General features: G+C 63.9%; 13 protein-coding genes. All 13 read left to right on the top strand.

Features of this window, described 5'->3' with window-relative positions; genetic code table 11:
• The first annotated feature begins 5 nt into the window (after window positions 1-5).
• On the top strand, window positions 6-725 hold the full coding sequence (locus ACFSQR_RS06160; RefSeq protein ID WP_377728761.1) for a CAAX prenyl protease-related protein: 720 nt from the start codon (window positions 6-8) through the stop codon (window positions 723-725).
• A 99-nt stretch (window positions 726-824) separates the two neighbouring features.
• Window positions 825-1,991 (top strand): XrtB/PEP-CTERM-associated polysaccharide biosynthesis outer membrane protein EpsL, encoded by a 1,167-nt coding sequence (gene epsL / locus ACFSQR_RS06155; RefSeq protein ID WP_377728760.1) that lies wholly within the window; start codon window positions 825-827, stop codon window positions 1,989-1,991.
• A 7-nt stretch (window positions 1,992-1,998) separates the two neighbouring features.
• Complete coding sequence (locus tag ACFSQR_RS06150) at window positions 1,999-3,384, top strand: undecaprenyl-phosphate glucose phosphotransferase (protein WP_377728759.1); 1,386 nt, start codon at window positions 1,999-2,001, stop codon at window positions 3,382-3,384.
• Between the two features lie 139 nt (window positions 3,385-3,523).
• Entirely contained in the window at window positions 3,524-4,465 is a 942-nt protein-coding gene (locus tag ACFSQR_RS06145) for an EpsD family peptidyl-prolyl cis-trans isomerase (protein WP_377728758.1), read from the top strand.
• 26 nt (window positions 4,466-4,491) lie between these two features.
• Complete coding sequence (epsE, locus tag ACFSQR_RS06140) at window positions 4,492-5,280, top strand: polysaccharide export protein EpsE (RefSeq protein WP_377728757.1); 789 nt, start codon at window positions 4,492-4,494, stop codon at window positions 5,278-5,280.
• Window positions 5,281-5,302: 22 nt separating this feature from the next.
• Window positions 5,303-6,709, top strand: a complete 1,407-nt coding sequence (gene epsF, locus ACFSQR_RS06135; protein WP_377728756.1) for a chain length determinant protein EpsF — start codon at window positions 5,303-5,305, stop codon at window positions 6,707-6,709.
• Between the two features lie 14 nt (window positions 6,710-6,723).
• Window positions 6,724-7,602, top strand: coding sequence for a chain length determinant protein tyrosine kinase EpsG (gene epsG / locus ACFSQR_RS06130; RefSeq protein ID WP_377728755.1), 879 nt, complete (start codon window positions 6,724-6,726; stop codon window positions 7,600-7,602).
• Window positions 7,603-7,621: 19 nt separating this feature from the next.
• Complete coding sequence (gene xrtB / locus ACFSQR_RS06125; protein WP_377729026.1) at window positions 7,622-8,521, top strand: exosortase B; 900 nt, start codon at window positions 7,622-7,624, stop codon at window positions 8,519-8,521.
• Window positions 8,518-9,207 (top strand): exosortase-associated protein EpsI, B-type, encoded by a 690-nt coding sequence (epsI, locus tag ACFSQR_RS06120; RefSeq protein WP_377728754.1) that lies wholly within the window; start codon window positions 8,518-8,520, stop codon window positions 9,205-9,207. The genes xrtB and epsI overlap by 4 nt, the downstream gene beginning before the upstream one ends.
• Before the next feature lie 40 nt (window positions 9,208-9,247).
• Window positions 9,248-10,861 carry a hypothetical protein gene (locus tag ACFSQR_RS06115; RefSeq protein ID WP_377728752.1) on the top strand — a complete coding sequence of 538 codons (1,614 nt, stop codon included), beginning with the start codon at window positions 9,248-9,250 and terminating at the stop codon, window positions 10,859-10,861.
• Between the two features lie 13 nt (window positions 10,862-10,874).
• Window positions 10,875-11,648: a glycosyltransferase family 32 protein gene (locus tag ACFSQR_RS06110; RefSeq protein WP_377728750.1), complete on the top strand. Its 774-nt coding sequence runs from the start codon at window positions 10,875-10,877 to the stop codon at window positions 11,646-11,648.
• An 8-nt stretch (window positions 11,649-11,656) separates the two neighbouring features.
• Window positions 11,657-12,700 carry a glycosyltransferase gene (locus tag ACFSQR_RS06105; RefSeq protein WP_377728749.1) on the top strand — a complete coding sequence of 348 codons (1,044 nt, stop codon included), beginning with the start codon at window positions 11,657-11,659 and terminating at the stop codon, window positions 12,698-12,700.
• Window positions 12,592-13,998: a flippase gene (locus ACFSQR_RS06100; RefSeq protein WP_377728748.1), complete on the top strand. Its 1,407-nt coding sequence runs from the start codon at window positions 12,592-12,594 to the stop codon at window positions 13,996-13,998. The genes ACFSQR_RS06105 and ACFSQR_RS06100 overlap by 109 nt, the downstream gene beginning before the upstream one ends.
• The last annotated feature ends 198 nt before the right edge of the window (window positions 13,999-14,196 follow it).

Here is a 14,196-nt window from a genome sequence, read left to right as displayed (position 1 = left end):
GAAACATGCGTGAAAAAGATGAGCAACAAGGCGCAGCACTAGAAGTCAACCCGGGCGGTACGTTGTTCAACAAGGCGGCAGTCGCCAGGATTGCACCCTTCCTCGCCTACATCTTTTTTATCTTTGCGACCGATATGCTGGAGCGCATGGGCCTGTCCGCACAGGGCCTGCGCTGGCTGTACGCCGCCCGCATCGGGGCGGTGATGCTCTTGCTCGCCGCATTCTGGCGCGAGTATTCCGAACTGCGCCTGCCGCGCTTCAACCTGGCGCAGGTCGCCATTTCCATCCTGACCGGCGTGGTCGTCCTCATCCTCTGGATCAGCCTGTCCGCCCCGTGGATGCTGATCGGCGAGGCGGCCGGCTTCGATCCCCGCACCGACGGCCGCATCGACTGGCTGCTGGTGGTGGTGCGCATCTTCGGCGCCGCGGCCGTCGTCCCCATCATGGAAGAACTGTTCTGGCGCTCGTTCCTGATGCGCTGGATTGTCTCGCCCGACTTCCAAAACGTTGATCCAGCGCAAACCACCTGGAAGGCTGCGCTCATCACAATTGTCCTGTTCGCTTTCGAGCACAACCAGTGGCTGGCAGGAATCGTTGCGGGTGTTGCCTATAGTGCTCTTTATGTACGGTACCGCACAATCTGGATGCCAATTTTGGCGCATGCTGTCACAAATTTCCTGCTGGGCATTTGGGTCGTCCGCACTGGTAATTGGAGTTACTGGTAAAACGATGACCGCCCGGCTCAACAGCCAAAGACAATAAGAATGATCCAGAAGAAAATCCAAAGGAAGTTCTTGCCGGGCCTTGGGTCTGCTCGACTTGGAGTGCTGTTCACTGCGGCACTGTGCACGCCGGTCATTGCGGGGGATGGCGATGCGATCCATCCCTTTGTGGGCCTGGGCTATTCCTACGAGGACAACCTGCTGCGCCTGCCGGACGAGCATCCCGGCTTCGGCGGCCAGCGCAGCGATGCGCTGCGCCAGGCCATCGCCGGCATCCTGTTCGACCGCACGTACAGCCGCCAGCACATTTTCGTGCAGGGCAAGGTCACCAAGGTCAACTTCGACCACTTCAAGCAGCTCGACTACGACGGCAAGGACCTGCTGGGCCGCTGGCGCTGGGAAGCCGGACGCCAGTTCTCCGGGACCCTGGAGGCCAGCTACCTTGAAACGCTGTCCTCGTTTACCGACTTCCACAACGGCGAGCGCAACCTGCGCGAGCAGCGCCACATGCTGGCCGACGTGGCCTGGCGCATGCACCCGTCCTGGCGCCTGCGGGGCGCGGTCTCCGAGGACGAATTCAGCTACGAGCTCCCGAGCCTGTTCTTCAACAACCGCAAGGAAAAGCGTGCGGAAGCGGGTATCGATTTCGTCTCGCGCAGCGGCAACTACGCTGGCGTAGTGCTGCGCCGGCTGGACGGCGAGTACCCGAACAAGCGCATCATCGGCGGCACCCTGATCGACGAGGATTTCCAGCAGGACGAGGTCAAGGCGCGCGTGTACTGGCGCGCCAGCGGTGCGACCACGCTCGACCTGCTGGCCGGCTGGGCCAAGCGCAAGCATGCGATGCTGGGGGAACGCGACGCGAGCGGCGTCAACGGACGCGCGACCGTCGTGTACACGCCGCGCGGCAAGACCCGCTTTACGGCGGCGGTATGGCGCGATTTTGCGCCGATCGAAAACACGGTCGTGGCCTCAAGCCTGAACAAGGGCGCCAGCCTGAACGTCGACTACCTGGCCACCGCCAAGACGCGCCTGAACGCCTCGGTGCGCAAGGAAAAGCGCAACTACAGTGTAAGGATCAGCACGCCGGCCGCGGTGGAACTGAGCGATTCGCTGCGCTACGCGTCGCTCGGCGCGACCTACGCGGCCACCCGCAACATCCAGGTCAGCGTCAATGGATTCCGCGAATCGCGCAAGGGCGGCCAGGCTCTCGGCCTGCACAGCTACCGGGCGAAGGGCGCGTCGTTCAGCGTCAACGTCCAGTTCTGAGGTTTGCATGACGGTTATTGATATTCCGATTATTTCGTTCTTCCAGAGGGTGCTGGACCCGATCATCATCATGTCCAGCCTGTACGTGGCCTCCATGGTGTTCGACGAGCCCTTCACGGGCTACTCGCTGGTGCTGATGATCCTGGCCTTCTTCATTTCTTCCGCGGTGTACCAGCACATCGATCCCTACCGCACCTGGCGCAGCGGCCGCATGCTCGCTTACGTGCGCGACACCGTGTTCGGCTGGGCGCTGACCGTGGGCGTGCTGCTGTTCCTGGGTAATGCCAGCGGCCTGCACTATTACTATGACGAGCGCGTGCTGCTGACCTGGTTCATCGCCACGCCGCTGCTGCTGCTGGCCAGCCACGTGGGTGTACGCACCGCCTCGATCGGCAAGGGCGCCGACAAGACCGAGGCGCGTTCGGTGGTGATCGTGGGCGCGAACAACGTCGGCCTCAAGTTCGCCCGCGTGTGCGAGCGCCATCCCAACCTGTTCCTGCAGGTGGAGGGCTTCTTCGACGACCGCACCGACGAGCGCCATCCGCCGGAGCTGAGCCATCCGCTGCTGGGCAATATGCAGGACATCGCCCCGTACGTGCGCAAGCATGCGACCAAGATGATCTTCATCAGCCAGCCAATCTCGGCCCAGCCGCGCATCCGCAAGCTGCTCGACGAACTGCAGGACACCACGGCCTCGGTGTACTTCCTGCCCGACATCTACATCTTCGACCTGATGCAGGCGCGCTTCGACAATGTCGGCGGCATGCCGGTGATCGCGATCTGCGAGACGCCGTTCATGGGCCTGAACGGGATGATCAAGCGCATCAGCGACATCGTGCTGGCCAGCGTGATCCTGGTGCTGCTGGCGCCGGTGATGCTGCTGACCGCGCTGGCGGTGAGGCTGTCCTCGCCCGGTCCGGTGATCTTCCGCCAGCGCCGCTACGGCCTGTATGGCGAGGAAATCATGGTCTACAAGTTCCGCTCGATGACCGTGACCGAGAACGGCCCGGCCGTGATCCAGGCCCGCCGGGACGATCCCCGGGTCACCCGGGTCGGGGCGGTGCTGCGCCGCACCTCGCTGGACGAACTGCCGCAGTTCATCAACGTCCTGCAAGGCCGCATGAGCATCGTCGGACCGCGCCCCCATGCGGTGGCCCATAACGAGCAGTACCGCAAGCTGATCAAGGGCTACATGCTGCGCCACAAGGTCAAGCCGGGGATTACCGGCTGGGCCCAGGTGAACGGCATGCGTGGCGAAACCGACACACTGGAAAAGATGGAAGCGCGTATCCGGTATGACCTGGATTACCTGCGCAGCTGGTCGCTCTGGCTCGACCTGTGGATCATTCTTAAGACGGTAATGGTGGTGCTGCGGCGCGATAACGCCTATTGAAGTACGTTTCCTGCAAGTTAATCTTATTTGACTGAAATATGTTCATTGTTGCAAGTCGTGTGGTCAGTTCTTGAGATGTGTGCTAACTTGTTCGGTATTAGAGTTTCGACAACTAAACAGCCAATTTTGTGAGGATATTTTGACAACTACATTCCCTACCAAAGCTTCCTGGTGCGCGATCGCGATCGCGGTGGCTACGCTGCTGGCCGGCTGCGGCGACAAGGAACCGGAAAAAAAGCCGACCCAGTCGCTGGCCGTCGTGAACGGCAAGGACATCACCACGCTCCAGCTCAATGAAGAGCTGATGCGCGCCAACGTCGCACCCCAACAACAGCAGGCCGCCCGCAAGCAGCTGGTGCAGGCCCTGGTCGACCGCCAGCTGATCGTCAACGCAGCCGAGGAAGAAAAACTCGACCGCGACCCGAAAGTGGTGCAGGCGGTCGAACGCGCCAAGGCGCTGATCCTGGCCCAGGCCTACATCCAGAAGAAAGTAGGCACGCCGGTGCAGCCGACCCCGCAGGAAGTCGAGTCCTATTACAACGCCAACCCGCAGTTCTTCGCCAACCGTAAGCAGTTCAACATGGACCAGCTGTCGATCCAGGCGTCCGCGATGAGCGACGAAGTCAAGGCGGCGGCAGACTCGGCCAAGTCGCTCGACGAGATGGCATCCTGGCTGGAATCGAAGAAGATCCCGTTCCAGCGTGGCCAGAACATGCGCACCAGCTCGGACATGCCTTCCGAACTGAGCGGCCGCCTGGCGGCCATTCCGCCGGGGCAGCTGTTCATCGTCAAGGAGCCAGGCCGCGCCCTGTTCATCACGCTGACCGAAGTACGCGAGGCGCCGGTGTCGCTGGCTGTCGCATCGCCCCAGATCGAGCAGTTCCTGATGAATAAGAAGACCACCGAGCTTGCCAAGGCCGAGGTCGCCCGCCTGCGCAAGACGGCAAAAATCGAGTACATGAACGGCATGGAGCCGGACAAGGCTGCCACCACCGCGGCAGCTGCGCCGGCCACCACCGCCGCACCCGCACCCGCCGCCCAGGCTTCCGATGCCACCGCGCGCGGCATCCAGGGCCTGTAATTCCACTTTTTCCAGACAGGACAATCATGAAACGACTCTTGCAAACTTGGATCGCGGCACTGCTGCTGTTGGTGGGCGGCGCTGCCTGCGCGGCCGACCAGCTGGGCGCCGGCGACGTCGTCAAGGTGTACGTCTATGGCAATCCGGACCTGGGCCTCGAGACCCGGATCAGCGATGCCGGCACCATTACCTTCCCGCTGATCGGCCAGGTCAAGGTGGCGGACATGCCGGTGGCGTCGGCCGAGAAGAAGATCGCCTCGCTGCTGCAGTCCGGCGGCTACCTGCAAAAGCCCCAGGTAACCATCATCGTCACCCAGGTGCAAAGCCAGGCTGTGTCGGTGCTGGGGCAGGTGAACCGTCCGGGCCGCTATCCGCTGGAAGGCGGCAAGCGCAGCCTGACCGATCTGCTGGCGCAGGCCGGCGGCGTGAATGCCGACGGCGGCGACGAGCTGGTGCTGATCCGCAACCGTGACGGCAAGGTGACGCGCGAGCGTGTCGACCTGGTCCAGATGGTGCGCGGCGGCGAGCTGGTGCAGAACGTGGGCCTGGCTGCCGGCGACGTGATCTTTGTCGAGCGGGCGCCGCGCGTCTATATCTACGGCGAGGTGCAGCGTCCCGGCGCGCTCCGGCTGGAACGCGACATGACGCTGACCCAGGCCCTTTCGGCCGGCGGCGGCCTGACCCTGCGCGGCACCCACCGCGGCATCACCATCAAGCGCCGCACCGCGAATGGCGGCTTCGAAACGATCAAGCCTGGCCAGGACGAAGTCCTTCGCGCCGACGATGTGATTCATGTAAAGGAAAGCTGGTTCTGAGCTTCCATTTGAAAGTCTGATTATGAATTTCCACCAGTTCCTGCTTATCCTCAAAGCGCGCAAGTACATCTTCTTGGTGACGCTCGCGGTCACGGTCACGGCCACCCTGGTCGTGTCCTCGCTGCTTCCCAAGACGTACAAGGCGACCACCAGCCTGGTGTTGAATTACAAGGGCTCCGATCCGCTGACCGGGATGATGATCCCGACCCAGCTGATGCCGGGCTATATGGCGACCCAAATGGAAGTCATCAAGAGCCAGAACGTCGCCCTGCGCGTGGTCGACGGGCTCAAGATGGCGGAAGGCCCGTCGGTTCAGCAGCAGTTCGAAGCGGCCACCGGCGGGCGCGGCACCCCGCGCGAATGGCTGGCCACGGCGCTGCTGTCCCGGCTGGATGTGACGCCATCGCGCGCCAGCAGCGTGCTGGAGGTGACGTTCGCCGGCGCCGACCCGCAGTTCGCCGCCACCATCGCCAACGCCTTCGCCGAGGAATACCAGAAGCTCAACGTGCAGCTGAAGAACGACCCGATGAAGAAGGCGTCGGCCTACCTGAACGAGCAGACCCGCCAGCTGCGCGACACGCTCGAAGCCGCCCAGGCGCGCCTGTCCAAGTACCAGCAGGACCACGGCATCGTCTCGGTCGACAACCGCCTCGACGTGGAGTCGAACCGCCTGAATGAACTGTCGGCGCAGCTGGTCATGGCGCAGTCGCAACTGGCCGATGCGCAATCGCGCCGCACCATGGCCAATGGCACCTCGTACACCGAATCGCCGGACGTGACCCAGAACCCGATGATCCAGAGCCTCAAAGTGAATGTCGCCAACGGCGAATCCAAGCTGGCCGAGGCCGCGCAGCGCTATGGCCGCAACCATCCGCTCTACCTGGCGCTGGCCGCCGAAGTGGGGCGCATGCGCTCGGAACTGAACGCGCAGATGCGCATCACCTCCAACAGCGTGTCGAACAACGCCACCTTGCTGGGCGGGCGCGCCGCAATGATCGAAGCGGCGCTGGCCGAACAGAAGAAAAAAGTCCTGGCGCTGAACCGCACCCGCGACGAAATGAACGTGCTGGTCAAGGACGTCGAGAGCGCGCAGCGCGCCTATGAGGCGGCGTCGGCCCGCTTCTCGCAGACCCGCATCGAGGGCATGGCCGAGCAATCGGACGTGGCCGTGCTCAATCCGGCCGTGCCGCCGCTCGATCCGTCCGGCCCGAAGGTCATGCTCAACACCGCCCTGGCCGCCTTCCTCGGCACCATCCTCGGACTCGCGTTCAGCCTGGTGGCCGAAATGATCGACCGCCGCCTGCGTTCCACGCGCGACCTGTCGGACGTGCTGCAGATTCCCGTGCTTGGCACCATCGACTGGTCTGCGCCATCGCGTCCGCGCCTGAACCGGCTGTCGATGATCATGCCGCGACTGCGGCTTAACTAAATATGGATACAGACATGAATTCGTTTGCACACCAGGTGGCGATGCAGCCTGCGCCGGATCCGAGGGTGGATTCGAGCATCGGCGGACTGCTGCTCGAATCGGGCAAGATCACTCCGGAGGATGCCGAGCGCGTGCTGCGCATGCAGAAGGAGCTGGGCATCCGCTTCGGCGAAGCCGCCCAGCGCCTCGGGCTGGTCACCACGGCCGATATCGACCAGGCCATCGCGCGCCAGTTCGACTATCCCTACCTGCAGCCGGGCGAGGGCAAGCTGTCGGACAAGCTGGTCGCCGCCTACCAGCCGTTTTCGGTCCAGGTCGAAGCGCTGCGCGCGTTGCGCAGCCAGCTGATGCTGCGCTGGTTCGCGCGCGGGCACCGTTCGCTGGTGGTGGTGGGCGCCCAGTCGGGCGACGGCACCAGCATGTTCGTGGCCAATCTCGCGGTGGCGTTCTCGCAGCTGGGTGAAAACACGCTGCTGGTCGATGCCAACCTGCGCGAGCCGCGCCAGCACGAAATCTTCGACCTCGGCAGCAGCCCGGGCCTGTCCGAAATCCTGTCCGGCCGCGCCGGCCTGGAAGCGATCCGCAAGATCGATTCGCTGGTGTCGCTGTCGGTGCTGGGCGCCGGCACGGTGCCGCCGAACCCGCAGGAGCTGCTCAGCCGCACGAACTTTGCCCAGTTTAACGAAGACGTCGGCCGCCTGTACGACGTGGTGCTGTATGACGGCGCCGCGCTGTCGCTCGGCTCCGACGCGGTCAGTGTGGCCATGCGCGCCCAGGGCGTGGTGCTGGTCACCCGCAAGAACCATACCCGTCTGGAAGAAATTAACCGCGTGACCGACCAGTTGATGCACAGCGGTGCTCAAGTGCTCGGCGCTGTCATGGTGGAATTCTGAAATGAGTGCGAATCCGCAGATGATCTTCAATACTCCCTCTGCCCATCCGCAGGTCAGCGGCTCCCGCCTGGACCTGATCCCGATCGTGGCCGGTTTCCTGACGCTGTTCGTGCCGACCATGCACGACCTGTTCACCGGCATCTGGTCCACCAACGACCAGGCCCACGGACCGATCATCCTCGGCCTGTCCCTGTGGCTGCTATGGAAGCGGCGCGGCGAGATGCTGGCCGCGGCCACCCCGGGCGGCTCGCGCGCCGGCTGGGTGCTGTTCGCGTTCGGCTGCCTGCTGTACATTGCCGGCCGCTCGCAACAGGTGCTCGCGTTCGAGATCTCCTCGTTCATCGTGATCCTGGCCGCGCTGGTCATGATCCGGCTCGGGAGCAGGGCGCTGCTGGTGGTCTGGTTCCCGTTCGTGTTCATGATGTTCATGGTGCCCTTGCCCAGCGCGGTGGTGGCGGCACTGACGATGCCGATGAAAATGGCGGTGTCGTATGTCACCGAACACCTGCTGTACTGGGCCGGGCTGCCGATCGCGCGCTCGGGCGTGGTGCTGCAGATCGGTCAGTACCAGTTGCTGGTCGCCGACGCCTGCGCCGGCCTGCAGACCTTGCTGACGCTGGAGGCGCTCGGCCTGTTCTACCTGAACGTGGTCAAGCACACCTCGGCGTTCCGCAACATCGTGCTGGCCCTGCTGATCATCCCCATCTCGTTTACCGCGAACGTGATCCGGGTGATTTCGCTGACCCTGATTACCTATTACTTCGGCGACGCTGCCGGCCAGGGCTTCCTGCACGGCTTTGCCGGCATGGTGCTGTTCGTCAGCGCGCTGGGACTAATCCTGGTGGTCGATTCGCTGCTGCAGATCGTGGTGCGGCGGCGCGAAGCCAGGCTCGCTTCGCAAAAAGGAATGACAACATGATGAAACGATCAATGATTGGCGCGCTCATGCTGGGCGGCGCGATGGTGCTGTCGGCGGCGATGGCCAAGGTGGCCACGCCCACCGTGCGGGTATCCGACAGCCGTCCGCCGGTCCACCTGGCGCAAGTGTTCCCGACCAAGTTCGGCGACTGGAAGGAAGACACCGACCTGGTCCAGGCCGTGGTCAATCCGGCGACCCAGGCCGAACTCGACAAGATCTATGCGCAAACCCTGTCGCGTACCTATGTCAACAGCAAGGGCGAACGCATCATGCTGTCGGTGGCTTACGGGACCGACCAGAGCGACAACCTGTCGGTGCACTTCCCGGAAGGCTGCTATGGCGGGCAGGGCTTCGCCGTCGGCCCGACGCGCCACCTGAAGATCGACACCGCCACCGGGACCATCCCGGTCGCCCGCCTGAGCGCGGCGCTGAACGCGCGCCATGAACCGATCACCTACTGGGTGGTGGTGGGCGACCGCGTGGTCGACAACTCGTGGGACATGAAAAAGGTCAAGCTCAGCTATGCGCTGCGTGGCCTGATCCCTGATGCGACCCTGGTACGGGTCTCCAGCATCACTCCCGACGAGGAAAGCGGCTTCGCCCTGCAGGACGACTTCGTGCGCCAGATGCTGGCCGCGATGCCGGAGCAGCAGCAACGACACTACGCCGGCACGACGCGCGGCTGACAGCCATGCCGCCGGCGGCCGGCTTCGAATCGGAAAGACAATGAAATTTTTCAGGAATAGTGCGGTGGCAGGCGGCGCCGGCATCCCCGCGCGCCGGCCCGCCATGCGGCGCAGCGGCGTGTCCCTGTGGGTGATCGCGGTCTGCGCGCTGATCATGCTGGCCATCGCCGGGCTGGTGGGCGCTGTGGCCGGCCTGGGCTCGATCCCGCTGGTCATGCTGCTGGCCGGGCCGCTGTTCATCGGTCCGCTGGTATTCATCGTCAGCACCCGGCAGATGCTGCCGCTGATGTTCATCTTCATTTTCCTGATCCAGGGCACGGTCTCCAACTATTTCAACCTGAGGATCACCACCTGGATGGCGAGCGGAATCGGCTTCCTGTTCCTGCTGCGCGCCTTCTTCGAACTGAGCGCGGGACGTAGTTACCAGGGCGCGCCGCGCACGGCGTCGGGCGGTTCGGCCGGGGTGATGACCTGCTGCGCCCTGTACCTGGCCTGTTTCTTCTTCAGCCTCGCGCTCGGTTCCGGAACGCCCGCCCAGATCATCTCGGCAGTGCGGTTCGGCGTGCCGATGTGGGGCGTGCTGCTCGCGCTGTACTGGTTCGAATGGACGGAAAAGGAAATCGAACGCCTGTTCCTGATCGTGGTGGTCGCCGCGATGCTGCAATTGCCGCTGGTGGCCTACCAGCACTTCTTTGAAATCGATGCGGCCGGCGCCTGGGATGCGGTGGTGGGCACCTTCGGCTACGGCATGAGTGCGATCCTGACCATTTTCTGCCTCACCGCCGCCCTGTACGCGCTGGCGCGCTGGCGGCGCGGCATCCTGCCGGCCTGGATCACGGCGCTGGTGTGCGCGGTCACGCTGGCGATCATCGTGCTGGGCGAAGTGAAGGCCGTCGCGATCTGGGTGCCGCTGGGCCTGTTCATCATTTTCCGCCGCAAGATCCTGTCCAGCGCGACGACCTTCATCCTGTACGGCACCTTCATCGTGGTCTTCGTGGGCGGGGTGTTTGCCGCCTACCAGGCGCTGTACTGGGGCGAGGCGGTCAAGGCCACCACCGTCGAGGAAGGCATCGACCAGTCGGGCGGCTACTTCTTCGACACCGAGGCCATCAATTACCGCACCGGCGAAGTCAGCCGGGCGGCCTCGCTGGCGCTCTGGATCAACGACCCGGTGCCCGGCGCGCTGGAACGCCTGGTTGGCTACGGACCGGGCGCCAGCGCCACCGGCGCCAACACCGGCAAGGGGGTGGTCGCGGCGCGCTACGGCATCCTGTCCATCAACGCGACCGTCATTGCCCAGCTGCTGTGGGACGTGGGACTGGTCGGCACCTTCTCGTATCTCACGATCTTCGTGTTCGGATGCTTCACCGCATTGCGCTACGTGAAGCGCGGGGGTTCAAGTCCCGGTGCGGAGGCGGTGGTCGACGCCTGCCTTGCCGCGCTGGTCCTGCTCGCCACGACGTTGATCTACAACCGCGCCTTGCTGGACGAGCCGACGGTGCAGTTGCTGTTCCTGTTCTGCCTCGGTTGCATCGTGCAGTACGCGCGCTACCACAATCCGCATGCGCGCCTGGCCGGCGCGGCTGGGCGGGCGGCGCCCCGCGGCGCCGCGATCGCCCCGCTGCACGCAGTCCGCGGCGGCCCCGTTCACTGAGTATTTCCTGACGATGATCCCGAAAATTATCCATTACTGCTGGTTCGGCAAGGGCCCGATGAGTCCGCTGCACCGGCGCTGCGTGCAGTCCTGGCAGGCCGCCTGCCCCGACTATGAATTCCGCCTGTGGGACGAGAGCAATTCCGATATCGACAATGACTACTGCCGCGCCGCGGTCGCCCAGCGCAAATGGGCCTTCGTCTCGGACTTCGTGCGCTTCGATGTGCTGCACAAGTACGGCGGCATCTATCTCGACACCGACCTGGAGCTGATCCGCCCGCTGGACCCTTTGCTGGACGGAACGCGCTGCGTGATGGCGCGCGAGAGCCGCGACTTCGTCGCCACCGCCTTCATCGCCTGCCTGCCGGGCGACCCGGTCATGGCGGCCGCGCGGTCCACCATCCTGAACCGCCTGGTCAAGAGCAAGACCTTCGTGTCCTCGCCCCTCATTGTCAGCGCGGCGCTGGCAGCGCTGCCGCCGGCCCTGTGCGAAGTCCTGGAACCAGCCTCGTTCTACCCGTTCAATCCCTACGATACGGACAAGCCCGACAATGCGCGCCAGCTGATGTATTCGGACATCACGCCGGACACCTTCGGCATCCACCATTACGGGCTCAAGGCAGGCTGGAAGAACGGCGCCTTCAAGACGCGGCTGCACAAGCTGCTCAGGCGGCTGAAGTTCAAGCCGGACTGGGACGTGTGCAGCGACCTGGCCAGCGTGCGCGACCCGGCCCCCGCGCCCGGCGCGGCGCGTCCGCCAGTGCTGAGCACCGGGCGCGAGCCGTAGGAGCGCGCATGCCCGACATTTCCGTGATCATGCCGGTGTATAACGCCCAGGCGTACCTCGGCGAGGCGGTGGCCAGCGTGCTGGCCCAGACCGACGGCGATTTCGAGCTGATCGCGATCGACGACGGTTCCACCGATGGCAGCGCCAGCCTGCTGGCCGCCTGCAGCGACCCGCGCCTGCGCGTCGTGCGCAACGGGGTCAACCGCGGCCTGATCTATTCGCGCAACCTCGGCCTGGACCTGGCGCGCGGGCGCTACATTGCCTTCCTCGACAGCGACGACATCGCGTTTCCGCAGCGCTTCGCACGCCAGCGCGCCTACCTCGAGGCCCATCCGGACGTCGCCGGGGTGGGCTCCTGGACCCAGCCGATGGATGCGGCCGGCCGCTTCCGCAAGTTCGTCTGGGAACTGCCCGGCAGTCCGGAGTTCGTCAAGGCGACCTTCCTGTTTCGTTGCTACATCACCACCTCGGCCTTTTTCGCGCGTGCCGAGGTCCTGCGCCAGCTGCGCTTCGCGCCGGAGTATGCGCTGGCCGAAGACTACGATCTGTACAACCGCTGCCTGGAGCAGCACCGCCTGCTGAACCTGCCCGAGACCCTGGTGGCCTATCGCCTGCATCAGAGCAATATCACGGCGACTCGCCGCGACGCCGTCAAGGCCAACATGGACCACATCGCGCGCCGCCTGCTGGGCCGGCTGGGAATCGATCCGCTGCCGGAAGAGCTGGCCGTGCACCGCTACCTGGAACGGCTGGATGCGCCGCCGGTGGCGCAGGTGCTCGAACGCAGCCGCGCCTGGCTGGAAAAAATCTGCAAGGCCAACCAGCAGGCCGGCGTCTACGATCCGGCGGCCCTGCGCCAGGCGGTCGCGGAGCGCTGGTTTGCAGTGTGCTACGCCAATTCGCGCGATGGGCTGGGGGCGCTCGGTGCGTTCCTGCGCGGGCCGTGGGCGCCCAATCCGGGCGTCGGCCCCGTGCAGTACCTCAAGTTCGTGACCAAGGCATTGGCCTGCGCGGCGCGCCTGGGCGGGCGCTGGGCGGGAGCGGTGCGTTGAGAGCGAGCATCCTGAGTTTCCTCTGGCTTGCCAGCGAGAAGCTGTTACGCATCATCACCGGCGTGTTCGTCGGGCTCTGGATCGCGCGCTACCTCGCCCCGCAACAGTTCGGGGTGTACATGTACGCGCTGGCCTGGGTGGGCCTGTTCAACGGGATCGCCTGGTTCGGCGTGGGCGAGAACGTGATCCGCAACCTGGTCCGGTCGCCCGACAGCGAGGGGGAACTGATGGGCGCCGCGTTCGCAATCCGCCTGATCGGCTCGCTGCTGGCCGGCAGCCTGGCCGTCGGCGGCATCTTGCTGTCGGGTGAGTCCGACCCCGCGCTGGTGCCCTTGGTCATCCTCATGAGCCTGGCGATCCCGTTCGCCGAGATGCCGGCCGGGATCTTCATGTATTTCCAGAGCCGCCTGCAGGTTGCGCGCCCGGTGCTGCTGCAAAACCTGGTGCGCATTGCCGGTGCGGCAATGCGTGTCGGCCTGATCCTGGGCGGTTTTTCGCTGCCGTGGTTTGGCGCTGCCGTGCTGGCCGAGTCGATCGGCATCTTCCTGGTGCTGTTCGGACTGTACTGGGCGGGCGGCGGCAGCTTCCGCAGCTGGCGCTTCGAGTGGAGTTCCATCCTCCTGATGCTGCGCCAGGGCACGCCGATCGCGCTCGCCGCCGTGGTCGCTTCGCTGAACGCCCGGATCGACCAGCTGATGCTGGGCTGGCTGGCCGGCTTCAGCGAGGTGGGCCTGTACGGCGCCGCGCTGCGCTTTTCCGAGTTCTGGTGGACCTTCGCCCCCGTGGTCATGAATTCGCTGTCGCCGAAATATATATTCAACATCAGCGATCAGGAACAATTAAAACAAAACATTGCAAAGATAATGGCTTTGCTGGGTTTGATAAGTTTTATTCCGGTAATTCTGATAATGTTATCCGGGGAATACCTGGTGCCTTTATTGTTGGGCGAACAGTATGCGAGCGCGCTGCCAGTATTATATGTACATGTGATAATTGCGGTATGCGTATTCTTTGATGCGCCGTTGTCGCAATATCTGCTAGCGAATAACCGCCAGCATCAAATGGTGTGGAAGTCGGTGTTTATGCTGGTCATTAATGCCATGCTCAATTTCGCACTGGTCCGCCATTTCGGTGCGCTGGGCGCCGCCATGGCGACCCTGGCCGCGTATATCATTACGCTGGCAGTGTTCTATCGCCTGGTGCCGGGCTATACCGACCTCGCGCACCTGCAGCGGGCCGCGCTCGGCTTCGCGGCGCGCGTATGTATTGGCCGGGGCGGGCTGCGTCCATCGGCATAAAAGGCGCCGCAGCAACCAACGATCCGCTTTTATTATTCATTTATCTTTTTAGAAGGATAATGAAAGTTGACATACAGTATTCTCATATGTTTTTCTGTTATCACCGGCTGATGATATAAAGGAAATTTCCGGACGGAATTTGAATTTTTTTGGCTTAAATTTACTCCTGGGCAACGACATTCCAAACTTCCTCATGTA

The organism is Pseudoduganella sp. GCM10020061, from assembly GCF_042683405.1.
GTDB lineage: Bacteria > Pseudomonadota > Gammaproteobacteria > Burkholderiales > Burkholderiaceae_D > Telluria.
Note: the sequence above shows the minus strand (reverse complement) of the source record. Positions and strands in the feature narration are given on the sequence as shown.

Bases quoted from the DNA above. Each gene is read 5' to 3' on its own strand.
- ACFSQR_RS06160 (WP_377728761.1), top strand. From the start codon at position 6: ATGCGTGAAAAAGATGAGCAACAAGGCGCAGCACTAGAAGTCAACCCG.
- ACFSQR_RS06150 (WP_377728759.1), top strand. From the start codon at position 1,999: ATGACGGTTATTGATATTCCGATTATTTCGTTCTTCCAGAGGGTGCTG.
- epsE (WP_377728757.1), top strand. From the start codon at position 4,492: ATGAAACGACTCTTGCAAACTTGGATCGCGGCACTGCTGCTGTTGGTG.
- epsF (WP_377728756.1), top strand. From the start codon at position 5,303: ATGAATTTCCACCAGTTCCTGCTTATCCTCAAAGCGCGCAAGTACATC.
- epsG (WP_377728755.1), top strand. From the start codon at position 6,724: ATGAATTCGTTTGCACACCAGGTGGCGATGCAGCCTGCGCCGGATCCG.
- xrtB (WP_377729026.1), top strand. From the start codon at position 7,622: ATGATCTTCAATACTCCCTCTGCCCATCCGCAGGTCAGCGGCTCCCGC.
- epsI (WP_377728754.1), top strand. From the start codon at position 8,518: ATGATGAAACGATCAATGATTGGCGCGCTCATGCTGGGCGGCGCGATG.
- ACFSQR_RS06115 (WP_377728752.1), top strand. From the start codon at position 9,248: ATGAAATTTTTCAGGAATAGTGCGGTGGCAGGCGGCGCCGGCATCCCC.
- ACFSQR_RS06110 (WP_377728750.1), top strand. From the start codon at position 10,875: ATGATCCCGAAAATTATCCATTACTGCTGGTTCGGCAAGGGCCCGATG.
- ACFSQR_RS06105 (WP_377728749.1), top strand. From the start codon at position 11,657: ATGCCCGACATTTCCGTGATCATGCCGGTGTATAACGCCCAGGCGTAC.